Below are 24,293 nucleotides of genomic sequence, written 5' to 3' on the forward strand. Positions count from 1 at the left end.
AACATGAGCGCAAAAGTCTGGCTGGTAGGCGCAGGCCCCGGTGATCCGGAGTTGTTAACCCTCAAGGCGGTACGCGCCCTGCACGCAGCCGATGTGGTGCTGATCGATGATTTGGTCAACCCGAGGGTGCTGGAGCACTGCCCGGACGCTCGGGTGATAACCGTGGGCAAGCGCGGCGGCTGCCGTTCGACACCCCAGGATTTTATCCACCGCCTGATGCTGCGCTATGCGCGCCAAGGCAAATGCGTGGTGCGACTTAAGGGCGGCGACCCGTGTATTTTCGGCCGGGGCGGCGAAGAAGCGCTGTGGTTGCGTGAACGCGGGGTTGAGGTGGAATTGGTCAACGGGATTACCGCGGGCCTGGCAGGTGCAACGAACTGCGATATTCCCCTGACGCTGCGCGGGGTCAGCCGCGGTGTGACGCTGGTCACTGCGCATACCCAGGACGACAGCAGCCTGAACTGGCGTGCCTTGGCCGAGGGCGGTACGACATTGGTGGTGTATATGGGCGTAGCGAAGCTGGAGGAGATTCGTCAGCAATTGCTGGAGGGCGCAATGGCAGCGGATATGCCGGTGGCGATGATCGAGAACGCCTCATTGCCTCAGCAACGCGAGTGCCGCAGCACTCTGGCGCACATGCATACCGATGCACAGGTATTTGCTCTGAAAAGCCCTGCAATCCTGGTGATCGGCAGTGTTGCTGGCGCAGGGCAAGCCGCCTCTATCACAGTGTCAGCCAGCGCCTGAGGTAAATTTCAGGCAAAAAAAAGCCCGGCCTAAGCCGGGCTTTTTTCTACCACTCAGTAATTACTGAGCTTGAGCTTCAACCGACGCTTCTACGCGACGGTTAACAGCGCGACCAGCTTCAGTTGCGTTGTCAGCAACTGGGCGGGATTCGCCGTAACCTACCGCGGTGATGCGGCTAGGAGCAACGCCGTCTTTAACCAGGACTTGCTTAACAGCGTCAGCACGACGCTGGGACAGCTTCTGGTTGTAAGCGTCTGGACCGATGGAGTCAGTGTGACCAGCAACTTCTACGTTGGTAGCTGGGTACTGAGCCATGAAGTCGGCCAGGTTTTTCACGTCGCCGTAGCTGTTAGGCTTAACAACCGACTTGTCGAAGTCGAACTTAACGTCCAGCTCAACACGAACAACCTGAGCAACTGGAGCTTCTGGCTCTGGAGTTGGCTCTGGAGCTGGTGCTGGGGTAGGAGCTGGAGCAGCTGCGCCAGCGTTACCGCCGAAGTTCACACCCAGGCCGACCAGTGCGGAGTAGTCCCACTTGCCGTTGTCCAGTGCGTAGTCAGCTTCAACACCGGCACGAGCGTACACGTTGTTGGTGAAGTAGTACTTCACGCCAGCGCCGGCGATAGCCAGGGTGGACTGGTCGCGACCGCTGTGGCCGTCAGCTTTGACGTTGCCACGGCTTTGGTGGCCGAAACCGCCTTCTACGTATGGACGCAGGCTGTCAACGCCAGCCTGGCCGAAGTGGTACTGAGCAGTCAGGCTGCTAGTGTCGCCACCGATCTTCTGGCTGCCAGTACCGTCGTTCGAACGGGTGTGGTTGGTTTTGTCGTAGGACAGGTTCAACGACAGGTCGTCGGTCAGGAAGTAACCAATGCGAGCGCCTGGGTTGAAGCCGTCTTCGATGTGCTTAACGCTATCGTTGTACTGCTTCTTGTAGAACAGCTCGCCTTCAACTGCGCCTTGGCCTTGTGCCAGTGCGCCGAAAGAAGTAGCGGCAATAATAGAACCAATGGCAAAGCCCAAGGTGTTTTTCAGTTTCATCCGTTAAATCCCCATCTGGTGATTGTAAAGCAGTCCCACAAACCGGGGGACAACTCGGCGACAAGTCTAACAGAACTTGCCTACACGTAAGAGATATTTGCCACGCACTAAGTTTCAGTCTCGCCCGCAAATTTCTCACGTAATTTATCAAGAGCACGCTTGTAACGCATTTTTGTAGCACTCAAACCCATGTGCATGATGTCAGCAATTTCCTGAAACTCCAGCTCTGCGACAAATCGTAGCACCAGAATTTCCCGGTCAATCGGATTCACATGCACCAACCAGCGATCAAGTCCGGCCTTTTCCTCGGGTACCGGCGCCTTTTCTTCAGACGCTTCCTCAAGGGGGTCCAGACTTAAAGCGTCCATCAAGCGACGCTTTCGCCGTTCCTTACGATACTGCGTGATGCACTCGTTGTACGTGATGCTATAGAGCCATGTCTTGAACTTCGATTTGCCCTCGAAGTTCTTCAGGCCGTACAGCACCTTGAGCATCACTTCCTGACAGACATCATCCGCATCTCTATCGTTCCCTAAATACCTTGAACAAACGTTGAACAGAGTGCGTTGATACCTGCGCATCAATTCTTCGTACGCGCGTGTTACGTGAAACAGCTCCGTGTGCGAGCGCGCGACCAACTCCTCATCAGAGAGCTCACGGGGGTCATAGCGCGTGGACAGCGTTTGGGCTTTATTCAAAACAAGTCGTGCCGACAGTCAGGTCAATGTCCGCTACAGCCCGGTCTCCCGGGTTTGCGGCGGCGTACATTAGCAGGATTTGCCGGGTTAGCGGCTACTGACCTGCTGCTCGAGGAGAATCCGATTGGACAGCGATACCAGCTCACCGTCATCGGTCAGCACCGTCGTCTTGACCGTGCCGATCTCCTCGATTTGCCCTTCGACCTCGCCCACACGCACCTGTTGCCCAACCTGATACAGCTCACGCACATAGATTCCCGCAAGAATCTGACCGGCAATTTCCCGGCTTCCCAAACCCATGGCCAGCGCAACTGCCAGACCAACGGTAATCAAAACAATCACAATCACGTGGTTTAGAAGGTCAGTTTTGACCTCCAGCTGGCTGATCGCGACGGAAATACTGATGATGATCACCAGCCCCTGGGCAATTCGCCCCAGGCCCGCAGCATAGTCCAACCCCACGCCTTCAGCAGCACCGCGCACCAGCCCGTTGGCCAGTTGCGCCAGTAAAACACCTACCAGCAACACCAGCGCGCCGCCGAAAACCTTCGGCAAATACAGCGCCAGCATGTCGAGCGTAGCTGAAACTCGCTCAAGTCCAAGGGATTGAGCCGCAGAAACCAGAAAAATAAGCAGAACGAACCAATAAACGATCTTACCGATGAGGGTTGAGATCGGCACTTGCAGCCCTGCACGGCCCAGCAGCTTGGTCAGGCCGGTGCCCGCCATCAAGCGATCCAGCCCCAATTTTGCGAGCAATTTGGACAGCAGGGTGTCGAGCAACTTGGCCACGACAAAGCCCAGCAACACCAAAACCAGAGCACCAAACAGGTTGGGAATGAAATTCGCCACCTTGGTCCACAATGCGGTCATCGCGGTGACCAGGCTCTGGGTCCAGAGATCAAGTTCCATATTCAATCAGCCTTATCAGCAGTGCGAGCAAGAGGTTTACGACGCGAAACCGGCGATACGTGGGCCGAACCATTGTTCAGGGCCATCATCAACGCCGGCAACCAACGACCCAGCAGACCGAACAGGTCACCCGCCCCTACCTGACGGTTGGCGGTTTTCAACACGCGGCCCAGGCATGCATCGTCATCACGGTTGGATGGCGACGCATTGAGCATGTCACGCAAAGACTGTTCGAACGGATCGTGCATAAAGACCTCTCGCAAGTGAGTTAAAAGACGAGGGTTAAATTCTTTGGGTCACATGTGCCCCTGCCTGTGTTCAGGTCATATTCAGGTCAAACCCAGCGCAATCGTCGAAATAGCCACCATTGACCGAGTGCTACCGAGACCATCAACAAGCAGGCAATCACGAATCCATAGGGGCTGGCAGAGAACGGAATCCCGCCCACATTTATACCCAGCAAACCGGTCAGAAAACTCATCGGCAGGAAGATCCCGGTGATGATCCCGAAGCGGTACATGGTGCGATTCATGCGTACGCTCAAGCGCCGGTCTTCGGCCTCAAGTACCAGCCCCACGCGCTCCCGGGTCAGTTCGAGCTCTTCCAGGTAGCGGGTCAGGCTGTTGTTCAATTCGTTCCAGTAGTCAGCATCGTCATCACAAAACCACGGCAATTTGATCCGCGTCAGCTGCGCAAAAATATCCCGCTGCGGCGCCAGGAAACGCTTCAATCCGGCAGCCCGTCGACGGATCTGCAAGACGTTGCCGTGCTCCGGGGTATACCGTTCGTCGGCATCGAGTTTTTCTTCCTCTAAATCGACGACTTCGGACAGGTCGGTGACCAGATCCTGCACTTTATGGGTCAGGTACTGCGCCATATAAAGGATGAGTTCAGAAGCGGTTTTTGGCCCTTTGCCCTCAGCCAGTTGCACCAGTAGCTCATCGGTAGCCCGCAATGGGCGCAAGCGCAGGGAAATCACGCGACTGGCTGCCGCGAAAATACGCACCGAGACCATGTCTTCCGGCTCGGCGCCAGGGTTGAGGTTGACTCCGCGCAGAAACAACAGCAATTCGCTGTCCGGCAGCGGCAACAGGCGCGGTCGGGTGTTTTCCTCCAGCAACAAGTCGCAGGCAAATTCGCTCAAACCGCTGGATTTACGCAACCAGGTCTGGGTCTGTGGATGGCTGCGATCCCAATGCAGCCACAGGCTTTCCTGGGGCTGCAGCTGCAAATCATCGAGCTCAGTCCGGGCAATCGAACGCGCACCGCCTTTACCGTCCAGCACCAGGGCATGCACCAGCCCCCATTGCGCGTTTTCTTCCTCGAACATCCTCACCCCTTTCGGCTACTGCGGTTTATTCAGGCATTTTCAGCGGGCTTGGCGAAACGATCACGCCATTATTGTCGGCGTAGACGTACTCACCAGGGCGGAATGTCACGCCGGCAAACGTCACCACCACGTTCAGGTCGCCAATGCCGCGCTTGTCGGTCTTCATGGGGTGAGGCGCCAGCGCCTGCACACCCAGGTCTGTCTGGGCGAGGACGTCGACATCACGCACGCAACCGTAGATCACCAACCCTTCCCAACCATTTTTTGCAGCTTTCTCGGCGATCATGTCGCCCAGCAGCGCGCGACGCAGGGAACCGCCGCCGTCGACCACCAGCACTTTGCCGGCGCCTGGTTGGTCGGCCTGTTCCTTGACCAGCGAATTGTCTTCGAAGCACTTGATGGTGACGATTTCACCGCCAAAGGAGTCTCGGCCACCGAAATTACTGAACATCGGCTCAACTACCTGCACCAGCTCCGGGTAGGCGTCGCACAGATCGGGCGTCACGTAATGAATCATCGGGAAACTCCTGTCATCAAGGAAGAGGTCGAACATCCCACGGTGTACATCAGAAAAACGCGTCACAACGGTTGAAGTTTAAGCGCTCACCCATCAGCGGCGGCCATGATCAGACCCACGCCATCGCAACGCAATAGCGACTGCGCGACTGAATATGACCAGAAGCGTTTGACGCGTCATATCTTAGCCGCAACCTCTCTGGAGTGAAACGCCCTTGGCAGAGCGGTTATGCTAAACCGTTGCAGCTACCTGGGGCTCTGCTGCGAATAAAGGTGTCAGTGGATCTTTCAACCATTGCGCCATCAACGGCCACACTTCGGCCTGCGCGGCCTTGCTGACCAGCATCTCGACGTGCCCGAAATCCCCGCTGAAGCCTTGCTTGCGCCCCAGGCACAGGTATTGGCGGTGTTCAGAGCCAACTTGTTCGAACAACTTGCGACAAGCCCAGTCCGGGTCCTGTTGATCGCCAGCAGCGCTGAGCGCCAGCAGCGGCACGTCGACATCGGCCAGGCCTTTCCACCAGTCCTGCTTGCCATCGCCAAAACGACCGAACAGGCCGTTCCAGCGCATGGCTTCGATCATCACGCCCGCCGGCTCGTCCTCGGGGCCGCGTTTGAGCCGTACACCGGATACTTCACCAAAGCGTTTCAAGAGCAAACGGCCGGTCCACTCCAGCGGCGGAATCTTCAACGGCCAGTGGGTGCGGCTGACCTGGCAGCCAAACAGGGCTACCGACGCCACGGCTGGCGCGCCAAGGTGCTGACCGCCCAAAGCCGCTGCCAAGGCAGTGCCGCCCAGGGAGTGGCCGATCCAGTGCGGGATTTGTGCGCTTTGCTCACGGACAAACGCGCCGATCGCCGGCAAATCGTAACGCGCATAATCGGCGACGCGGTTTCTGGCGTAATCCTGATTGCGCTTGGACAGGCCATGGCCGCGCATTTCCGGGATCCACACATCAAACCCCTGACGCGCCAGGTAAGCGCCCAGGCCGATACCTTTGGGCGAATACCAGAAGCGCCGATTGGAAAAACTGCCGTGCAATAAAATTACCGGCGTGCCCCGGTTTTCCGGGACATCTGCCAGGCCCAAACGGGTCACAGCCAGCTCAACGGTGCCGTCGGGGCTGTTGCCGGGTTTGAGGCGGTACACATCTTCACTCAGGTCGCCACGACGTTCAGCGCTGATCAAGGCGACGGGAAATAGGTTGCTGCTGCTTTGCATAATGCTCTTGCACAAAAAAGGGCGGCGTCCGGATGGAATTCCGCCCTGTACAGATAAGAATGCCGGTCACCCAGGCTGGGTGACCGGCACTTTTGACGTCACGCCCTTAAGCGGACGCTTGGCCTTCCGCCAGGAAGAACCAGGTTTCCAGCACGGAGTCGGGGTTCAGCGAGACGCTCTCGATACCCTGTTCCATCAGCCATTTGGCCAGATCCGGGTGGTCGGAAGGGCCTTGGCCGCAGATACCGATGTACTTGCCGGCCTTGTTGCAGGCCTGAATGGCGTTGGCCAGCAGCTTCTTGACCGCAGGGTTACGCTCATCAAACAGGTGCGCGATGATCCCCGAGTCACGGTCCAGGCCCAGGGTCAACTGGGTCAGGTCGTTGGACCCGATGGAGAAGCCGTCGAAGAACTCCAGGAACTCCTCGGCCAGGATGGCGTTGGACGGCAGTTCGCACATCATGATCACGCGCAGGCCATTCTCGCCGCGGGACAAGCCGTTTTCAGCCAGCAGGTCGACGACTTGGCTCGCTTCGCCCAGGGTCCGTACAAACGGCACCATGATCTCGACGTTGGTCAGGCCCATCTCGTTGCGCACGCGCTTGAGGGCACGGCATTCGAGTTCGAAGCAGTCACGGAAGGCTTCGCTGATGTAACGCGAAGCGCCACGAAAGCCCAGCATCGGGTTTTCTTCTTCGGGCTCGTAGAGCTTGCCGCCGATCAGGTTGGCGTACTCGTTGGACTTGAAGTCCGACAGGCGCACGATGACCTTTTTCGGGTAGAACGCCGCCGCCAGGGTGCTGATGCCTTCCACCAGCTTCTCGACGTAGAAACCCACTGGATCGTTGTAGCCGGCGATGCGCTTGTCGACGCTTTCCTTGATTTCCAGCGGCAGGCCGTCGTAATTCAACAGCGCCTTAGGGTGTACGCCGATCATGCGGTTGATGATGAACTCGAGGCGGGCCAAGCCCACACCGGCGTTCGGCAACTGCGCGAAATCGAACGCACGGTCGGGGTTGCCGACGTTCATCATGATCTTGAACGGCAGGTCCGGCATCGCATCGATGGAGTTTTGCTTGATATCGAAGCCCAGTTCACCTTCAAAGATGAAGCCAGTGTCGCCTTCGGCACAGGACACGGTCACACCCTGGCCGTCTTTCAACAGTTGGGTGGCGTTGCCGCAACCGACGACTGCGGGAATCCCCAACTCACGGGCAATGATCGCCGCGTGGCAGGTACGCCCGCCACGGTTGGTGACGATGGCGCTGGCGCGCTTCATCACGGGTTCCCAGTCCGGGTCGGTCATGTCGGAGACCAGCACGTCACCGGGCTGGACTTTGTCCATTTCAGACACGTCCTTGATGATCCGCACTTTGCCGGCGCCGATGCGCTGGCCGATGGCACGACCTTCCACCAGCACAGTGCCGGTTTCTTTCAACAGGTAGCGTTCCATCACGTTGGCCGAAGTGCGGCTTTTCACGGTTTCCGGACGCGCTTGCACGATGTACAGCTTGCCGTCGTCACCGTCCTTGGCCCACTCGATGTCCATCGGGCACTTGTAGTGCTTTTCGATGATCATCGCTTGTTTGGCCAGTTCGCTGACTTCAGCGTCGGTCAGGCAGAAACGCGCGCGTTCGGCCTTGTCGACTTCAACGGTTTTCACCGAGCGACCGGCCTTGGCCTCGTCGCCGTAGATCATCTTGATGGCCTTGCTGCCCAGGTTGCGGCGCAAGATGGCCGGGCGGCCGGCCTCAAGGGTGTGTTTGTGGACGTAGAACTCGTCCGGGTTAACCGCGCCTTGTACGACGGTTTCGCCCAGGCCGTAGGCGCCGGTGATAAACACCACATCACGGAAACCGGATTCGGTGTCCAGGGTGAACATCACGCCGGCGGTGCCGGTTTCCGAACGCACCATGCGCTGCACACCGGCAGACAAGGCCACCAGCTTGTGGTCGAAACCCTGGTGTACGCGGTAGGAAATAGCGCGGTCATTGAACAGCGAGGCAAACACTTCCTTGGCGGCGCGGATCACGTTTTCAACGCCGCGGATGTTCAGGAAAGTTTCCTGCTGGCCAGCAAAAGAGGCGTCCGGCAAGTCTTCGGCGGTGGCCGAGGAGCGCACGGCAACTGCCATGTCCGGGTTGCCGGCCGACAGTACTGCGAAGGCGGTACGGATTTCTTCGTTGAGCTTCTCGGGGAACTCGGCGTCCATGATCCATTGGCGGATCTGGCTGCCGGTTTTCGCCAGGGCATTGACGTCATCGACGTCCAGGGCGTCCAGCGCGGCGTGGATCTGGGCGTTGAGGCCGCTCAGCTCGAGGAAATCGCGGTAAGCCTGGGCCGTGGTGGCGAAACCACCGGGCACCGACACACCAGCGCCTGCAAGATTACTGATCATCTCGCCGAGGGATGCGTTCTTGCCCCCCACATGCTCTACATCATGGACGCCGAGCTTATCGAGGGAAACTACGTACTCTACCAAGGTGATCTCTCCACTTTCTGTGTTGGAAAAGCTCAGGACGCCGGCGGCTCAGTAGGAGCAAACGCCAGCGCTTGTGGCCTGGACCTGGAAAATAAGTGAGAATGCGGCCCACTGCGGGACGGCAAAATCGCGCCTATCATATCCAAGATTCGCCATCAGCTTAAGGCCCAGGGCTCAAATGAAACGATCTGCTTTCTTTATCTCCGACGGCACCGGCATCACAGCCGAAACATTGGGTCAGAGCCTGCTCGCGCAGTTCGAAAACATTACCTTCGCCAAATTCACGCGGCCTTATATAGACAGCGTGGATAAAGCGCGGGCCATGGTACAACAAATCAATCTGGCGGCTGAAAAAGACGGTTTTCGCCCGATCATTTTCGACACCATCGTCAATCAAGACATTCGTGAGATCCTGGCAACCTCCAATGGTTTCATGATCGACATCTTCTCTACGTTCCTGGCGCCATTGGAACAGGAGCTGAGTGAACATTCCTCCTACTCCGTGGGCAAGTCCCATTCCATTGGCCACAACTCCAACTATATGGAGCGTATCGAGGCGGTGAACTTCGCCCTCGACAACGATGACGGCGCCCGCACCCACTACTATGACAAGGCTGACTTGATCCTGGTGGGCGTGTCTCGCTGCGGCAAGACCCCGACCTGCCTGTACATGGCCATGCAATTCGGTATCCGCGCAGCCAACTACCCGCTCACCGAAGACGACATGGAGCACCTGACGCTGCCTGCCGCCCTGCGTGCGCATTCGCACAAGCTGTTCGGCCTCACCATCGACCCGGACCGTCTTACCGCCATCCGCAACGAGCGCAAGCCCAACAGCCGCTACTCCAGCTATGCCCAGTGCGAGTTCGAGGTGCGCGAAGTGGAAAATCTATTCCGTCGCGAGAATATTGCGCACATCAATTCCACGCATTTTTCGGTGGAAGAGATTTCGGCGAAGATTCTGGTGGAAAAAGGTGTGGAGCGCCGCTTCAAATAGTGGGTGCCTGCACGGGCGCCATCGCAGGCAAGCCAGCTCCCACAAGGGAATGCATTCCAAATGGGGGAGATTCTGGTGGAGAAAGGTGTGGAGCGCAGATTCAAGGAGTGGATGCCTGAACTGGCCCCAGCAAGCCAGCTCCCACAGGGGAATGCATTCCAAATGGGGGAGATTCTGGTGGAGAAAGATGTGGAGCGCTGATTCAAGGAGTGGATGCCTGAACTGGCCCCAGCAAGCCAGCTCCCACAGGGGAGTGCATTCCAAATGTGGGAGCTGGCTTGCCTGCGATGAACGATAACGCGGTAAACCTGCCTACAGCTGAAACCTGTCACCGCCCTGCCCCAGCGCGGTGGCCAGCGCATCAAAGCCCTCACGCAGCAACTGATCATCGCCTGACGTATTACAAATACTCGCCCGAATAAACTGCGGCACCGCCGTCTGCCCTACGGCAAATGCCTCAGCGGTGGCGATCAGGTAATTATTCTGCTTGAGCTCCGCCTCGATTTCCGACGCACGCCAGGGCTCCGGCACTTCAATCCAGAAGTGCGGGCTGTTGAGGTGAGTGCGGTATTCCAGCCCCACCAGCAGATCACGCACCAGAGCCTTGCGCCGGCTGATCTCGTTGATTTGCTGGCGCAGCAGGTATTCCGCCGTGCCGTTTTCGATCCATTGCGTCGCCAGCTCCAGCGTCACCGGCGTAGCCATCCAGCAGGTCGAGCGCAAGGCCGCCGAAATCCGGCTGACCAATGCCGGTGGCGCATGCACATACCCCACCCGCAGCCCGGCAGACACCGCCTTGCTCAGGCTGCTGATCAAAATCGTACGCTCGGGCGCGAAAAAGCTCAGCGGTGGCGGGCGATCTTCCACCAACACGCCGTGGGCTTCGTCTTCCAGAATCAACAGATTATGCTCGCGGCACACCTTGGCCAGCGCTTCCCGGCGTGCGACCGACAGCACGGCCGTGGTCGGGTTCTGGATCGTCGGGGTGCAGTACAGCGCCGAAACCCGGTGATTACGACAGACTTCATCCAGCGCACCCGGCAGCACGCCTTCGTCATCCATCTCCAGGCCGATCAGCCGTACACCGAGCATACGTGCGGCGGTGATAAGCCCTGGGTAAGTCAGTTGCTCAGTGACCACCGTATCCCCCGCCCGCAGCAACGCCATCATGGCGCAGAGCAGGCCATGCTGGCCGCCGTTGACGCAGATGACCTGCTCGGGAATCGGATGAAAATCGCGCTGCACCAGCCATTGCGCACCGGCCTCGCGGTAGCGCGGCAAACCGGCATCCGGCGTATAGGCGCTGATGTCCTGGAGGAATTTGGCGTTGGTCGACAAGGTTTGGAAGCTCTGGGCCAGAAACACCGTCTCTTGCCCGGGAATGTGCATATTGCGGCTCATGTCGAAGTACTGGCGCGGCTCTTCGCTGACGTTACGAAAGCCTTCATCACGCTGGCGCTCCATCCCACGCTTGCGCACGAAGGTGCCGTCACCGACACGCGCCACCACTAACCCCAGGCGTTCCAGCTCGCCGTAGGCTCGGCTGATGGTGCCGATGGTCACGCCAAGGTTATCGGAAAGAACCCGATGGGGCGGCAGTTTGCGCCCCGGCTCAATCAAGCCTTCAAGGATGCCCCGCTCCATCACATCGGACAGGCGTTTGTACTTGACGCCCTGACCGCTGGACAACCCCTCACGCATAATTGACACCATGTCAATATTTGTTTTGACAGCCATCATTCGCCCTAATAGTGTGCTTTTACGGGTTCAATCACCGGATGAAACAACTTAATACACAGTCAATATAGAGTTCAATTCCGGCTCAGGGAAGCAATAAACGATGCCAATGTCCGCCGTTCTTGAAAACACTACAAAAACAAAAAATCAGAAACAGTGGTTGGCCGGTCTGGTCACCAGCGTGATGTTTCTCATCGTGTGCCTGAGTTGGGGCACCACCTGGCTGGGCATCAAAATCGCCGTCGAAAGCGTGCCGCCGCTGACGTCCGCCGGGCTGCGCTTTCTGATCGCATTCCCGCTGTTCCTGTGTTTTGCCCTGGTGCGCCGCGAGCCGATCCTGTTCCCGCGCGAAAGCCGCTGGTTCTTCGTATTTGTGACCCTGTCGTACTTCAGCGTTCCCTATTACTTGCTCAACTACGGCGAGATGCATGTGTCGTCCGGCCTCACCGCGCTGCTGTTCAGCTGCATGCCGGTGTTCATCCTGATTTTTTCCGCGCTGTTTTTGCGCGAGCGCATCTACTTTTCCCAGGTGGTCGGCATCGGCATCGGTTTCGGCAGCCTCTACATGATCATCAAGAGCCAGGGCCTGCACCTGGACCACGCCGAATTCTTCGGCGTGCTGGCAATTCTGACCGCCGCGATCATGCATGCCTTGTGCTACGTCATCACCAAGCAAAAAGGCAGCGCCATCAGCGTGATTACCTACAACACATTGCCCATCGGCATCGCCGGGTTGATGCTGTTCGTGGCCGGCCTGTGGTTTGAAACACCGACGTTCGAAAACATCACCCTGCGTTCATGGAGTGCCTTGTTCTACTTGGGATTGGTCGCGTCGGTGGGCGGGTTTATCGTGTACTTCATGTTGCTCAAACGTTTGAGCCCGATCATTTTGTCATTCGTGTTCATCATCTTCCCGGTGTTCGCGGTGATCATCGGCGCCTGGTACGAGGGCGTGGAAATTTCCCGTGACCTGATGCTGTACTCGGCCATCCTGCTGGCCGGCTTTGCGATCACCAAGTTGCCAGTTGAAAAACTCCTGGCCAAGAAAAATTGACCCTTAAACCACAACTACAACAACGCGAGAGAAACATGGAAGTCCTCCGCCCCACCGCTCTGGAACAGATCTATGCCCATGCCAGCCGCAGCTACCCGGAAGAATGCTGCGGTTTTGTCTTCGCCGATGGCAGTGTGTACCTGGGCAACAATATCCAGAATGAGCTGCACCACAAGAACCCCGAGATGTACCCGCGCAGCGCGGCCAATGGCTATACCTTTTCGGTGGCCGACACCCTGCTGATGAACAAGGCGTTTCGCAGCGACAACCCGGTGGTGGTGATCTACCACTCCCACCCGGACGTCGGCGCCTATTTCAGTGATGAAGACCAGGACAAGGCACTGTTCCTGGGTGAGCCGATCCACCCCGTCAGCTACCTGGTGGTGGACGTGCGCCAGGGCCAGGCCCTGGGCTCAAAGCTGTTTGCCTGGGATGGCAAGCAATTCGCCCTTAAACCCTTCAACGACCTGCACACGGAGTTGTCCATGAACGCTGTCTCTTTCCCCGATATTCTGGTTCGCGTGGCCAAGCTGCCGGAATCGACCCTTGAGGGCACTGGATCGACATTGCGCGAAGTCATTGAAAGCCTCTGCAGCAGCCACCCACAGCTGCGCACGCACCTGTTTCATGAAAAGAACAACCAGCTCAAGGAACACTTCCTGTTCACCGCCGAGGAAGAACTGATCGGCGCCGATGAGCAGTTGCCGGAAAAAGCCAAAATCGAAGTGCTGCTGGCCACCTCCGGTGGCATGGACGTCGACCAACTGAGCAACGAAGAAGTGCAGCGCTACGTACGCCACATCACCTTGCCCGGCGTCGGCCGAGAAGGCCAGTTGAACCTGAAAAAAGCCAAGGTACTGATCATCGGTACCGGCGGCCTGGGTTCGCCCATCAGCCTGTACCTCGCGGCAGCCGGCATCGGCACCCTGGGCCTGGTGGATTTCGACGTGGTCGAGAGCAGCAACCTGCAACGCCAGATCGTGCACGGCAACAGCACCCTGGGCATGCCCAAGGTCGAGTCGGCCAAGCGGCGGCTGCAAGACCTCAACAGCCATATCCAGATCAACGCCCACGACACTGCACTCAACGCCGACAATGCGTTGGAGCTGGTCGGCGCCTATGACCTGGTGATCGACGGCACTGACAATTTCGACACCCGCTACCTGGTCAACGATGCCTGCGTGCAATTGGGCAAGCCACTGGTGTACGGCGCCATCTACCGCTTCGATGGGCAGATCAGCGTGCTCAACTACAAAGGCGGGCCGTGCTACCGCTGCCTGTTTCCTTCAGCACCGCCGGCCGAGTTGGCACCCAATTGCAGCGCCGGGGGCGTGATCGGTGTGCTGCCGGGTGTGGTCGGGATGATCCAGGCCACCGAAGCGATTAAATTACTCATCGGCATCGGCGAACCGCTGTCGGGCCGCCTGATGCGCTTCGACGCGCTGGCCATGAAGTTCAGCGAGATCCGCTTCAAACGCCGTGCCGACTGCCCATGCTGCTCAGACCTGCGCCACAGCGAAAGCGTCGCGCCAGCCGTTTGCGCGGACGCCCTCCCGAGCCAGCCCGCGTTGGCCGAGGAGCGCTACATCAAACCACGCGTGCTCAAGCAACTGCTCGAACACCCACGCAGCGCCGACGTGCTGCTGGATGTGCGCGACGCCAGCGAGCTGGAGGTGTGCAAATTGCCGGGCGTGGTGCATATCCCCCTGGCCGAACTGGATGGGCAGTTGGACAGCCTCAGCCGCGACAATACCCATTACCTGATCTGCTACGCCGGAACCCGCGCCGAGCAAGCGGCCGGCACCCTGCTGGCCGCCGGCTTCGCCAATACCAAAGTCCTGCAGGGCGGCATGAAACATTGGGTTCGCGACGTCGAACCCGACATGCCTATGTACTGATCCGGGGGCTGAGCGATGTTGCATAACTCCATTCTCGACGTGATCGGCCATACGCCGATCGTGCGCCTGGCGCAGTTTTCCGAAGACCTCGGCATCGAGGTCTACGCAAAGCTCGAATCCCTCAACCCTGGCGGCAGCCACAAGGCGCGTATTGCCCTGGGCATGATCCTCGACGCAGAACGCCGAGGCGTGCTGATTCGCAACTGCGGGCAAACCATCATCGAGCCCAGCGGCGGCAATACCGGTATTGGCCTGGTGATGGCCGGCAATGTGCTGGGCTACAAAGTGGTGCTGGTGATCCCTGACAACTACAGCCCCGAAAAACAGAAACTGCTGCGTTTATACGGCGCCAAGGTGGTGCTGTCGGACAGCCGTCTGGGGAACAATTCCCACGGCGAAAAGTGCATGGAACTGCAGTTGGAAAACCCCAACTTCGTGATGCTCAACCAGCAGCGTAATGGCGCCAACCCGCAGACTCACCGCGACACCACCGCACCGGAAATCCTCCGCGCGTTCGGCGAGCAGCGGGTGGACTACTTCGTCAGCGGCATCGGCACCGGTGGCCATATCACCGGCATCGGCGAAACCCTCAAGGCAGCCTGGCCCGCGATGCGCATCATGGGTGTGGAACCGGAGGAGTGCGACCTGCTCAAGGACCAGCACGCGCCGCACCATATTCAGGGCCTGTCGATCGGCTTGATCCCGAGCATTCTTAACGTGGGTGTACTGGACGGCATGCTCAAGGTCTCACGCCTGGCGTGCCTCGACATGATGAAACGCATCATGCGCACCGACGCCATCAGCTTGGGTTTGTCTTCGGCCGCCAACATGGTTGCCATTGCCCAACTCGCTCCCGAACTCCCGCCTGAAACGGTGGTGTTGACCATGGTCTACGACAATGCCGATAGCTACCTGCCCAATTTCGAATAATCGGTTTTTCAACCATCCAGACTGTGGGGGTGCCTCCATGGGGGGCTTTATCGACATGCAACAGCTGCACGATGAGTTGCTCACTCACCTCATCCAGACCCTGACGCCTGCGCAGATGAAGCAGTTGGAGCCGCATTTGGCGCCATTGATCCAGAACGCCGCCCAGGCCGTGGCAGAGGACTTGATTGCCTATGCCTATCGCGACCCGGCGTCCCGAGGGCGTGGCGAACTGATCCTGGAATCCTACGCGTCGTTCAAGGCGGTGCTGTTCTACCGGTTGGCACACTTGGTGTGGAATTTTCCCGACCCGGCCAACGGTGTGTTTTCACGCATGGCTCTCAAGCTCAGCAACCAGGGCAAAATCCTCTCCGGCGCCGAAATCCACCCCGCAGCCCGCATTGGCCGGCGCTTTGTGCTGGATCACGGCTTCGGCACCGTGATCGGCGAAACCTGCGAGATCGGTAATGATTGCTACATCCTCTGCGGCGTGACCCTCGGCGCCCGAGGCATTGCCAACAACCCGGACGGCAAACGCCACCCGCGCCTGGGCAATAACGTCGAGGTCGGCTCCGGCGCCCGTGTGCTGGGCTATGTGCTGATTGGCGACAACGTGTTTATCAGCCCTTCGTGTGTGATCACCCAGGATGTGCCGGCGGGCACCAAGGTCAAGGTGGTCAACCAGATCCAATTACAAAAGAATGCCGAATCGGATCACAGCAATTACCTGGGGGCTTTCGCGCTGGATGAGCGTTTGCACGTGGTTGGCGAAGTCAGCGCCAGCCACAAGGTCACGGTGCTGGATGCCGACTTTCACCCTTTGCAGGGGCTGCTGCTGGAGCCCACGGTGAAGGAGCGCCATCATTTGCAGTTTCGTCTGCGTCGCCTGGATACCGGCGACCATCTGCCACGCTTGCCGCTGAACCTGAAAGTCTGTGGCCCCGAATTTGAGATCACCCTGCTCTCCCCGCCTGGCTTAAGCGCAATGGTGCGTCACCTGCTGCAAGCCAGCCCACTGATCGTCGGAGGTTGAACATGTCCGTGCATACCATGGAAACCCTGGCGCTGTTTGACAGCGCGCCCTACCAGAACGCCTTCAGCGCCCGGGTGATTGCCGTCAGTGAACAAGGCATTGCCCTGGAACACACGCTGTTCTACCCCACCGGCGGTGGGCAACCGGGCGACACCGGGCACCTGACCCTGGCCGACGGCACGCGGGTCAACGTGACCGGCACCGTGCGCGACCCGGTGTTGCGCTCGATCATCTGGCACCAGGTTGAACACTGCCCCGAGCAATTGGCGGCGGGCGTGCAGGTGGATGCCGGCCTGGATTGGGAACGGCGCTACCAGCACATGAAGATGCACACCTGCCTGCACCTGCTGTGCTCGATCATTGATGCGCCCGTCACCGGCTGCAGCATCAGCGCAGACAAAGGCCGCCTGGATTTCGATTTACCGGAAATGACCCTCGACAAGGACAGCATCACCCGCGACCTTAATGCCTTGATCGAACAAGCCCATGCCGTGAAGACCCTGTCGATGCCCGCCTCGGAATACTCGACCCTGCTGCAGATCACCCGCACCCAGGCGGTGGCGCCACCGGTCATCCAGGGCTCGGTGCGGGTAATAGAAATCGCCGGGATCGATATCCAGCCGTGCGGTGGCACCCACGTGATCAATACCGAAGAAATCGGCCGGGTGTTCTGCGAAAAAATCGAGAAGAAGAGCAAGCATAACCGCCGGGTGATCCTGCGGTTTGAGGGCTAAAGTACGCGAGTCGGCCAAGCGTGGGCGCTGGAGACCCACGCTTGCCGAAGTGAAGCCAAGCCTTACTGCTTCGCCTCATCAAGGTGCTTTTTCAACACTTGAACCTGTTCCTCAAGCAATGAAATTTGTGTGCTGTAGTAGGACTTCATCTCAGCAATACCCGCTTCGATACTAGCGTTGTCCACCCTGAATTGATCAGCGGTGGGCAGTGCCTGCGTGGGTGACTCGTTGGTCGGATCTGCCGGCTCATCGCTGGTGGTCATAATGGACTTATCCGCTGGCGCCGTTGGCGCCTGGGTTTCAGGTTTGGTCATCGTCTTGACGTGCTCAGTCATACTTTTAAGCTCCTTGCCCAACGCTTCAAAGGCCTCTTTCATCTGCTGCATGAGCTCGCCGATATCATCGCGCAACTGCGTATTTAGCTTGAGCGCCTCCTCAAGCTCTTGATCCTGGGCAACTTCAGTTGTCCGAGCGTCTTGAACAACCTGCTTAACCGACTCTTGAGGTGTTTGAGGCAGTTCTACGGGGGCCTCGTCGGTGTCTTTGCATGGAGCACTCAGTTGCTCACGCAGTTCGACAATATCGTTTTTAAGATTGACGATTTTCTCCTGGCACTCGGTGATAAACGCCTTGAAGTCGATCAGGAGCTGGTTATTTTTACCCAACAACTCCAGGGTCTCAGCCTGTGGGCCGACCTTATGCAATTGCGGCTGGTTAACGAGGGTGTTGTGGCTCGAAAACTGACCGCGTTGCTCTGCCGTCACGGGCGGCCGAGGAGCTGCAGCATCGCCCTGTGTGTCGACACCCGTTGAGGTATCGGCCATGTTTTTCTGACGAAGGGGCTGCGAATATTGCGACGCCTCGTAGCCCGTTGGGGAGTTCGTTTGTGGCCGGGTATTTACGCTATTCATAGGGTGCTTTCTCAAATCCAGACAGTGCTGAGTTGTGGGTTGGCAGAGACTTGCTGCGGCAAGTGATCTGACCCATTGATTGGCATTTATCTGAAAGCGGTTCCCGGGATACAGGATGTGTGGGTAGCTAATTATGTCGGCAGCTCAATCAGTCTTTTCCTGAAGGTTGATCAACGCAGGCAAAACCGGTGCCCAAGCCGCAGTTCGTACAGGAAACTGACAGCAAATTTATGTGCTTGTAACATTCAGAAACGTACAATCCCGCCAGCAATGCATCGTTGCCCCTGACTCACGAAAACAGCGCCCGTCCCTCCCGGTGGGGCATTCGTGCAGCAGCTAAGCTCACTCCCATTACGCCCCTGAATCTGAACGCTGCAGGACTGAATGCCTATGAACAAAGTGTTCCGCGATTACCTGCCGGCATCCACCCTGCGCTTACTGCCCAACCGCTGGGACCTGGTCGCGCTGCCGCTGGTGATCGGCTTTCTGCTGTTTTTCTCCCTTACCGCGCGGGAAACCTGGGCGCCCATCGCCACGTTGCAAAGTGAAGTCATCTCCCTCGACCCGGCCAACCTGCCGGAATACGCGATGCGCACCACGATGCGCATGCTCGCGGCCATGGTCGCGGCGCTGGTTTTTACCCTGCTGTACGGCACCCTGGCCGCCAAAAGCCGACGTGCTGAAAAGCTGCTGGTGCCGGTGCTCGATATCCTGCAATCGGTGCCAGTGCTCGGCTACATCTCATTCACGGTGACGTTCTTCCTGCTGCTGTTCCCTGGGCGCGTGCTCGGCGCCGAACTCGCGGCGATCTTTGCGATCTTCACCAGCCAGGCCTGGAACATGACGTTCAGCTTCTATCAGTCGCTGCGCATGCTGCCCCACGATTTGGTAGAGGTGTCGGCCAACCTGCGGCTTTCCGGCTGGCAGAAGTTCTGGAAGCTCGATGTGCCGTTCGCCATGCCGGGGCTGGTGTGGAACATGATGATGAGCATGTCCGGCGGCTGGTTCTTCGTGGTTGCCTCCGAAGCCATCACCGTCGGCGACAAGACCATCACCCTGCCGGGCGTAGGTTCGTACCTGGCCTTGGCGATCGCCCAGAAAGACCTGCACGCCGTCGGTTACGTGATTTTGGCGATGATTGTGGTGATCCTGCTGTACGACCAGTTGCTGTTCCGCCCGTTGGTGGCCTGGGCTGACAAGTTCCGCATGGAAACCACCGCGTCCCAGGGCGCTGCGCCACAATCCTGGCTGCTGAACCTGATCCAGCGCACGCGCATCGTGCAACGCAGTCTGCGCCCTATTACCCGCACCTTCAGCCGGATCGGCAACAAACGCTTCAGCCTGGCGGGCGGTGCGCTCAAGGCGTTGCCGGCAGAAACACCGGCGGCGTCAAAAGTGATCGACTGGGTGTGGGGCACGTTGATTGCGTTGCTGGCCGCGTATGCGCTGTACCACATCGTGCAATACGTCGGCACCGAAGTGACCTTCGCCGAAGTCGGCCACGTGTTTGTACTGGGCCTGATCACCTTGCTACGCGTGGCCGGGCTGATTCTGATCGCCTCGCTGATCTGGGTGCCTTTAGGCGTAATGATCGGCTTGCGCCCTGCACTGGCGGAAAAAATCCAGCCGCTGGCACAGTTTCTCGCGGCTTTCCCGGCGAACCTGCTGTTCCCGGTGTTTGTGATCGTGATCCTGCACTACAACCTCAACCCGGATATCTGGCTGAGCCCGCTGATCGTGCTGGGCACCCAGTGGTACATCCTGTTCAACGTGATTGCCGGCGCCAGTGCCTTCCCCAATGACTTCAAGGAAGCCGCCGCCAACTTCCGCATCCGTGGCTGGCTGTGGTGGCGCAAGGTGATGCTGCCGGGGATCTTCCCCTATTACGTCACCGGCGCCATTACCGCCTCGGGCGGTGCCTGGAACGCCAGCATCGTGTCCGAGTACGTGTCCTGGGGCCAGGACAATGTGGTCGCCCATGGGCTGGGCGCCTACATCGCGCAAACCACCGCGGCCGGCGACTTCCCGAAAATTGCCCTGGGCGTGGTGGTGATGTCGATCTTCGTGGTGGCGTTCAACCGCGCAGTCTGGCGGCCGATGTACGCCATCGCTGAAAACAAACTTCGTCTGAATTGATGGGATTCGCCGTGATGACTACCTACACCGAAAACACTGCCGATACCCCGCAAATCTACTCGCTGAAAAACGTCAACCGAGTCTTCGGTAAAGGTAAAGACGAGCTGCAAGTGCTCAGCGGCGTCGACCTGAGCCTGCACGAAGGCGAGATCGTCGGCATGCTTGGCCGTTCCGGCTCGGGTAAATCCACCTTGCTGCGCATCATCGCCGGGCTGATCCAGCCATCATCCGGCGAAGTTCGCTACAACGGCGCGCCGCTCAACGGCCCGGCCGAAGGTGTGGCCATGGTGTTCCAGACCTTTGCCCTGTTCCCCTGGCTTACCGTGCTGGAAAACGTCGAAGCCGGCCTGCAAGCCTTGCAAGTCGAGCGCAAGGAAACCCGCCGGCGCGCCTTGGCCGCCATCGACTTGATCGGCCTCGACGGCTTTGAAAACGCCTACCCGCGCGAGCTGTCCGGCGGCATGCGCCAGCGCGTGGGGTTTGCCCGTGGCCTGGTGGTCAACCCGACGCTGTTGCTGATGGACGAGCCCTTCTCGGCCCTTGACGTGCTCACCGCCGAGACGTTGCGCACTGACTTGCTCGACCTGTGGAGCGGCAAACAGCTGCCGATCAAGTCGATCCTGATCGTGACCCACAACATCGAAGAAGCGGTGCTGATGTGCGACCGTATTCTGGTACTGTCATCCAACCCCGGCCGCGTGGTCGCCGAGATCAAGGTGCCGTTCGCGCACCCGCGCAACCGCCTGGACCCGACGTTCCGGCAAATGGTCGACGACATCTACGCACTGATGACCGACCGACGCAGCGCCGATGCCAGCCGTGGCATACCCGAGCTGAAAATGGGCAGCCTGCTGCCGGAGGTATCCACCAACCTGATGGCCGGCCTGATCGAAACCCTGGCCGCCGAGCCTTACAACGGCCACGCCGGCTTGCCGACCGTGGCCGAACGGCGCTTGCTGGAAGTCGATGACCTGTTCCCGGTGGCCGAGATGCTCGAGCATTTGGGTTTCGCTGAACTCAAGGGCGCGGACATCACCCTCACCGACGCCGGCAAGCTGTTCGCCGACTACGGCACGCAAGAGCGCAAAACCCTGTTCGCCGAGCACTTGATCAAACACGTGCCTCTGGCCGCGCGGATTCATCAAGTGTTGCTTGAGCGCAGCGGGCACCGTGCGCCACGGGTGCGTTTTGAGCAGGAGCTGGAAGACTCGATGACCGAAGCCTTTGTGGAGAAAACCCTGGAAAGCGTGGTGGCGTGGGGGCGGTATGCGGAGATTTTTTCCTATGACGACCATACCGAGACATTCAGCCTGGATGATGTGGAAGGCAGTATGTAATGGACCAAGTGGGAGCTGGCTTTTGTGGGAGCTGGCTTGCCTGCGATGCAGGCGACTCGGTGTTTCTGAAGTACCGAGGTGATGCTATCGCAGGCAAGCCAGCTCCCACACAAGCTAGCTCCCCCGTTAGCTTTTTGGTGTTTGTCAGATCACAAACAGGTCCACAAACCGATTCACCGGCGTAGCCTCAAGCCGCGCCTGATCCTTGCACAACGCAAAAATCTCGCCACTGCGCTGCGCGGTAAACCGCGTGGCCAGGTTGGCTTTGAACTTGTCTTCCAGCAATGGAATGCCATCCACCCGACGGCGGCGATGCCCAATCGGGTATTCCACCGCGACTTGTTCAGTGTGGGTGCCATCCTTGAAAAACACCTGCACGGCATTGGCGATAGAGCGCTTGTCGGCCTCCAGGTATTCGCGGCTGTAGCGCAAGTCCTCAACGACTTCCATCTTTTCGCGCAGCTCATCGATGATCGGGTGCGCCGCGTGGAATTCATCCTCGTACTGCTCGGCCACCAGATTACCGAACGCCAACGGCACCGCAGTCATGTACTGCAGGCAGTGGTCGCGGTCGGCGGCGTTAGCCAGCTTCCCGACTTTGGAAATGATGCGAATCGCCGACTCGTGGGTGGTGATCACAATGCGTTCGATTTCATGCAGACGATCCTTGACCAACGGGTGCAAGGTCACCGCCGCTTCACAGGCTGTTTGCGCGTGAAACTCGGCCGGGAAGCTGATCTTGAACAGCACGTTTTCCATCACATAGGTGCCATACGGCTGGGACAGGCTGAACGCACGCTTGTCCTCAGGCTTAAGCGCCAGGTCTTTATTGGTGTGGCTGAACAGCACGTCATAAAAACCCCATTGCGGCGCGCTCAGCACACCGGGGATGCCCATCTCGCCGCGCAGCGCGATATCCGCCAGGCGTACGCCACGGCTCGATGCATCCCCGGCCGCCCAGGATTTGCGCGAGCCGGCATTCGGCGCATGGCGATAGGTGCGCAGCGCCTGTCCATCGACAAACGCGTGGGACAACGCCGACAGCAGCTGTTCACGGTTGGCGCCCATCAGCTTGGCGGTGACCGCCGTGGAGGCGACTTTCACCAGTAACACATGGTCGAGGCCGACGCGGTTGAAGGAATTTTCCAGGGCAATCACGCCCTGGATTTCGTGGGCCATGATCATCGCTTCCAGCACCGCACGCACGGTCAGTGGCGCATCGCCGTTGGCCACGCGTTTTTGCGACAGGTGATCGGCCACGGCGAGGATGCCGCCGAGGTTATCCGAAGGGTGGCCCCATTCGGCGGCGAGCCAAGTGTCGTTGTAGTCGAGCCAGCGCACGATGCAGCCGATGTCCCAGGCGGCTTTGACCGGGTCCAGACGCAATGAAGTGCCCGGCACACGCGCGCCGAACGGCACGACGGTGCCTTCGACGAGCGGCCCCAGGTGCTTGGTGCACTCGGGGAAGCGCAGGGCCAGCAGGCCGCAACCGAGGGTGTCCATCAGGCAATTGCGTGCAGTGTCCAACGCGTCGCGGGAATCGATGCGGTAATTGAGGACGTAGTCGGCAATGTCCTGCAGGACCTGGTCGTAGTCGGGGCGGTTATTCTGGTCGACGTTGGCGCTCATGGCAGTACTCCAAAGTGGGTTGGGGTTAGTCCTCGGGCTTACGGTTATTGGAAAGCAGATCTTGGGTGTCTGCCTTGAAATAGAGAATCACCTGTGGGAGCCGGGCTTGCCCGCGATGGCATCACCTCGGTTCATCTGAAACACAGAGGTGATGCCATCGCAGGCAAGCCAGCTCCCACATAAGCCAGCTCCCGCAAGGGTTAGAACGCGTCGCCGGGCACGCGCACGAAGCCTTCCATCAACACCCGTGCGCTGCGGCTCATGATGGCTTTTTTCACCACCCATTCGCCGTTCACCTGGGTGGCTTCGGCACCGACGCGCAAGGTGCCGGACGGGTGCCCGAACCGCACCGCGTTGCGCTCGACACCACCGGCCGCGAGGTTGACCAGGGTGCCGGAAATCGCCGCCGCCGTGCCAATCGCCACCGCCGCCGTGCCCATCATCGCGTGGTGCAACTTGCCCATGGACAGTGCGCGCACCAGCAAATCCACATCACCGGCCTTGATTGCCTTGCCACTGGAGGCCACGTAATCCAAAGGTTTGGCCACAAACGCGACCTTCGGCGTGTGCTGGCGCTGGGCGGCTTCGTCCAAGTGTTTGATCAGGCCCATGCGCAACGCGCCATAGGCCCGCACGGTCTCGAACATTGCCAGGGCCTTCGGGTCGCTGTTGATCGCGCCTTGCAGCTCGGTGCCGGTGTAGCCGAGGTCTTGGGCGTTGATGAAAATCGTCGGGATACCGGCGTTGATCAGCGTCGCCTTGAAGGTGCCGACACCCGGTACTTCCAGGTCGTCGATCAGGTTGCCGGTGGGAAACATCGAGCCACCGCCGCCCTCTTCTTCCGCTGCCGGGTCCATGAACTCCAGCTGCACTTCGGCAGCCGGGAAGGTCACGCCGTCGAGCTCAAAGTCGCCGGTTTCCTGCACCGCGCCGTCGGTGATCGGCACGTGAG

The 24,293-nt window shown here is 59.1% G+C and carries 22 protein-coding genes; 10 read left to right on the forward strand and 12 right to left on the reverse strand.

All coding sequences use genetic code 11. The features are described from left to right. The first annotated feature begins 3 nt into the window (after positions 1 to 3). Positions 4 to 747 (forward strand): uroporphyrinogen-III C-methyltransferase, encoded by a 744-nt coding sequence (gene cobA / locus GIW28_RS24130; RefSeq protein ID WP_169984969.1) that lies wholly within the window; start codon positions 4 to 6, stop codon positions 745 to 747. Positions 748 to 807: 60 nt separating this feature from the next. Here cobA and GIW28_RS24135 read toward each other — a convergent pair whose 3' ends face one another. The 8 genes from GIW28_RS24135 to ppsA form a co-directional block, all read right to left on the reverse strand. Then, a complete protein-coding gene (locus GIW28_RS24135) occupies positions 808 to 1,788 on the reverse strand; it encodes an OmpA family protein (protein WP_017134761.1) in 981 nt (326 codons plus the stop codon). 107 nt (positions 1,789 to 1,895) lie between these two features. Continuing rightward, a complete protein-coding gene (gene sigX, locus GIW28_RS24140) occupies positions 1,896 to 2,486 on the reverse strand; it encodes an RNA polymerase sigma factor SigX (protein ID WP_017134760.1) in 591 nt (196 codons plus the stop codon). 87 nt (positions 2,487 to 2,573) lie between these two features. Beyond that, complete coding sequence (locus GIW28_RS24145) at positions 2,574 to 3,398, reverse strand: mechanosensitive ion channel family protein (RefSeq protein ID WP_003193288.1); 825 nt, start codon at positions 3,396 to 3,398, stop codon at positions 2,574 to 2,576. 2 nt (positions 3,399 to 3,400) lie between these two features. Beyond that, positions 3,401 to 3,646, reverse strand: a complete 246-nt coding sequence (locus tag GIW28_RS24150) for a hypothetical protein (protein ID WP_005790375.1) — start codon at positions 3,644 to 3,646, stop codon at positions 3,401 to 3,403. An 86-nt stretch (positions 3,647 to 3,732) separates the two neighbouring features. Next, positions 3,733 to 4,728, reverse strand: a complete 996-nt coding sequence (locus GIW28_RS24155) for a zinc transporter ZntB (protein ID WP_186617538.1) — start codon at positions 4,726 to 4,728, stop codon at positions 3,733 to 3,735. A gap of 25 nt (positions 4,729 to 4,753) precedes the next feature. Then, positions 4,754 to 5,242: a ribonuclease E activity regulator RraA gene (rraA, locus tag GIW28_RS24160; RefSeq protein WP_169985266.1), complete on the reverse strand. Its 489-nt coding sequence runs from the start codon at positions 5,240 to 5,242 to the stop codon at positions 4,754 to 4,756. 234 nt (positions 5,243 to 5,476) lie between these two features. Then, positions 5,477 to 6,466 (reverse strand): alpha/beta fold hydrolase, encoded by a 990-nt coding sequence (locus GIW28_RS24165; RefSeq protein WP_236459015.1) that lies wholly within the window; start codon positions 6,464 to 6,466, stop codon positions 5,477 to 5,479. Between the two features lie 106 nt (positions 6,467 to 6,572). Then, on the reverse strand, positions 6,573 to 8,948 hold the full coding sequence (gene ppsA / locus GIW28_RS24170) for a phosphoenolpyruvate synthase (RefSeq protein WP_017134756.1): 2,376 nt from the start codon (positions 8,946 to 8,948) through the stop codon (positions 6,573 to 6,575). Between the two features lie 178 nt (positions 8,949 to 9,126). On the opposite strand from ppsA, the gene ppsR reads away from it, so the two are divergent. Both ppsR and GIW28_RS24180 read left to right on the forward strand, forming a co-directional pair. Next, positions 9,127 to 9,945, forward strand: coding sequence for a posphoenolpyruvate synthetase regulatory kinase/phosphorylase PpsR (gene ppsR, locus GIW28_RS24175; protein WP_003193298.1), 819 nt, complete (start codon positions 9,127 to 9,129; stop codon positions 9,943 to 9,945). A 60-nt stretch (positions 9,946 to 10,005) separates the two neighbouring features. Next, complete coding sequence (locus GIW28_RS24180) at positions 10,006 to 10,146, forward strand: hypothetical protein (RefSeq protein WP_236445773.1); 141 nt, start codon at positions 10,006 to 10,008, stop codon at positions 10,144 to 10,146. 111 nt (positions 10,147 to 10,257) lie between these two features. Here the strand turns inward: GIW28_RS24180 and GIW28_RS24185 are convergent, their stop codons facing one another. After that, positions 10,258 to 11,682 (reverse strand): aminotransferase-like domain-containing protein, encoded by a 1,425-nt coding sequence (locus tag GIW28_RS24185; protein ID WP_099548997.1) that lies wholly within the window; start codon positions 11,680 to 11,682, stop codon positions 10,258 to 10,260. Positions 11,683 to 11,842: 160 nt separating this feature from the next. Between GIW28_RS24185 and GIW28_RS24190 the strand changes: the two genes are divergently transcribed. Genes GIW28_RS24190 through GIW28_RS24210 form a run of 5 tightly spaced genes read left to right on the forward strand, consistent with a single transcriptional unit; the run spans position 11,843 to position 17,328 of the window. Then, positions 11,843 to 12,736 carry a DMT family transporter gene (locus GIW28_RS24190; protein WP_017134754.1) on the forward strand — a complete coding sequence of 298 codons (894 nt, stop codon included), beginning with the start codon at positions 11,843 to 11,845 and terminating at the stop codon, positions 12,734 to 12,736. 35 nt (positions 12,737 to 12,771) lie between these two features. Further along, positions 12,772 to 14,634, forward strand: a complete 1,863-nt coding sequence (gene moeB, locus GIW28_RS24195; RefSeq protein ID WP_017134753.1) for a molybdopterin-synthase adenylyltransferase MoeB — start codon at positions 12,772 to 12,774, stop codon at positions 14,632 to 14,634. Between the two features lie 15 nt (positions 14,635 to 14,649). Continuing rightward, positions 14,650 to 15,564 carry a PLP-dependent cysteine synthase family protein gene (locus tag GIW28_RS24200; RefSeq protein ID WP_017134752.1) on the forward strand — a complete coding sequence of 305 codons (915 nt, stop codon included), beginning with the start codon at positions 14,650 to 14,652 and terminating at the stop codon, positions 15,562 to 15,564. Between the two features lie 37 nt (positions 15,565 to 15,601). Then, on the forward strand, positions 15,602 to 16,594 hold the full coding sequence (locus GIW28_RS24205; RefSeq protein ID WP_017134751.1) for a serine O-acetyltransferase: 993 nt from the start codon (positions 15,602 to 15,604) through the stop codon (positions 16,592 to 16,594). 2 nt (positions 16,595 to 16,596) lie between these two features. After that, positions 16,597 to 17,328 (forward strand): alanyl-tRNA editing protein, encoded by a 732-nt coding sequence (locus GIW28_RS24210; protein WP_099548796.1) that lies wholly within the window; start codon positions 16,597 to 16,599, stop codon positions 17,326 to 17,328. 62 nt (positions 17,329 to 17,390) lie between these two features. Here the strand turns inward: GIW28_RS24210 and GIW28_RS24215 are convergent, their stop codons facing one another. Further along, positions 17,391 to 18,239, reverse strand: coding sequence for a hypothetical protein (locus tag GIW28_RS24215; protein WP_017134749.1), 849 nt, complete (start codon positions 18,237 to 18,239; stop codon positions 17,391 to 17,393). Positions 18,240 to 18,629: 390 nt separating this feature from the next. Between GIW28_RS24215 and GIW28_RS24220 the strand changes: the two genes are divergently transcribed. Together GIW28_RS24220 and GIW28_RS24225 are read left to right on the forward strand one after the other, a co-directional pair. Then, positions 18,630 to 20,375, forward strand: a complete 1,746-nt coding sequence (locus tag GIW28_RS24220) for an ABC transporter permease (RefSeq protein ID WP_236445765.1) — start codon at positions 18,630 to 18,632, stop codon at positions 20,373 to 20,375. Between the two features lie 14 nt (positions 20,376 to 20,389). Beyond that, a complete protein-coding gene (locus GIW28_RS24225) occupies positions 20,390 to 21,712 on the forward strand; it encodes an ABC transporter ATP-binding protein (protein ID WP_017134747.1) in 1,323 nt (440 codons plus the stop codon). Positions 21,713 to 21,856: 144 nt separating this feature from the next. Here GIW28_RS24225 and prpD read toward each other — a convergent pair whose 3' ends face one another. Together prpD and prpF are read right to left on the reverse strand one after the other, a co-directional pair. Beyond that, positions 21,857 to 23,341 carry a 2-methylcitrate dehydratase gene (prpD, locus tag GIW28_RS24230; protein WP_017134746.1) on the reverse strand — a complete coding sequence of 495 codons (1,485 nt, stop codon included), beginning with the start codon at positions 23,339 to 23,341 and terminating at the stop codon, positions 21,857 to 21,859. Positions 23,342 to 23,541: 200 nt separating this feature from the next. Continuing rightward, positions 23,542 to 24,293 (reverse strand): 2-methylaconitate cis-trans isomerase PrpF (gene prpF, locus GIW28_RS24235; RefSeq protein ID WP_236490421.1); only part of this gene is annotated, 752 nt, incomplete at its 5' end.

Origin of the sequence: Pseudomonas sp. PA-5-4B, assembly GCF_021606215.1 — a bacterium.
In the GTDB taxonomy this organism is placed as follows: Bacteria; Pseudomonadota; Gammaproteobacteria; order Pseudomonadales; family Pseudomonadaceae; genus Aquipseudomonas; species Aquipseudomonas edaphica.

Coding starts and splice junctions, on each gene's coding strand:
- cobA (WP_169984969.1), top strand. CDS start 4: ATGAGCGCAAAAGTCTGGCTGGTAGGCGCAGGCCCCGGTGATCCGGAG.
- GIW28_RS24165 (WP_236459015.1), bottom strand. CDS start 6,466: ATGCAAAGCAGCAGCAACCTATTTCCCGTCGCCTTGATCAGCGCTGAA.
- moeB (WP_017134753.1), top strand. CDS start 12,772: ATGGAAGTCCTCCGCCCCACCGCTCTGGAACAGATCTATGCCCATGCC.
- GIW28_RS24210 (WP_099548796.1), top strand. CDS start 16,597: ATGTCCGTGCATACCATGGAAACCCTGGCGCTGTTTGACAGCGCGCCC.
- GIW28_RS24145 (WP_003193288.1), bottom strand. CDS start 3,398: ATGGAACTTGATCTCTGGACCCAGAGCCTGGTCACCGCGATGACCGCA.
- GIW28_RS24180 (WP_236445773.1), top strand. CDS start 10,006: ATGGGGGAGATTCTGGTGGAGAAAGGTGTGGAGCGCAGATTCAAGGAG.
- GIW28_RS24155 (WP_186617538.1), bottom strand. CDS start 4,728: ATGTTCGAGGAAGAAAACGCGCAATGGGGGCTGGTGCATGCCCTGGTG.
- GIW28_RS24135 (WP_017134761.1), bottom strand. CDS start 1,788: ATGAAACTGAAAAACACCTTGGGCTTTGCCATTGGTTCTATTATTGCC.
- GIW28_RS24205 (WP_017134751.1), top strand. CDS start 15,602: ATGGGGGGCTTTATCGACATGCAACAGCTGCACGATGAGTTGCTCACT.
- GIW28_RS24225 (WP_017134747.1), top strand. CDS start 20,390: ATGACTACCTACACCGAAAACACTGCCGATACCCCGCAAATCTACTCG.
- GIW28_RS24215 (WP_017134749.1), bottom strand. CDS start 18,239: ATGAATAGCGTAAATACCCGGCCACAAACGAACTCCCCAACGGGCTAC.
- prpD (WP_017134746.1), bottom strand. CDS start 23,341: ATGAGCGCCAACGTCGACCAGAATAACCGCCCCGACTACGACCAGGTC.
- ppsR (WP_003193298.1), top strand. CDS start 9,127: ATGAAACGATCTGCTTTCTTTATCTCCGACGGCACCGGCATCACAGCC.
- GIW28_RS24150 (WP_005790375.1), bottom strand. CDS start 3,646: ATGCACGATCCGTTCGAACAGTCTTTGCGTGACATGCTCAATGCGTCG.
- GIW28_RS24185 (WP_099548997.1), bottom strand. CDS start 11,682: ATGGCTGTCAAAACAAATATTGACATGGTGTCAATTATGCGTGAGGGG.
- GIW28_RS24200 (WP_017134752.1), top strand. CDS start 14,650: ATGTTGCATAACTCCATTCTCGACGTGATCGGCCATACGCCGATCGTG.
- GIW28_RS24220 (WP_236445765.1), top strand. CDS start 18,630: ATGAACAAAGTGTTCCGCGATTACCTGCCGGCATCCACCCTGCGCTTA.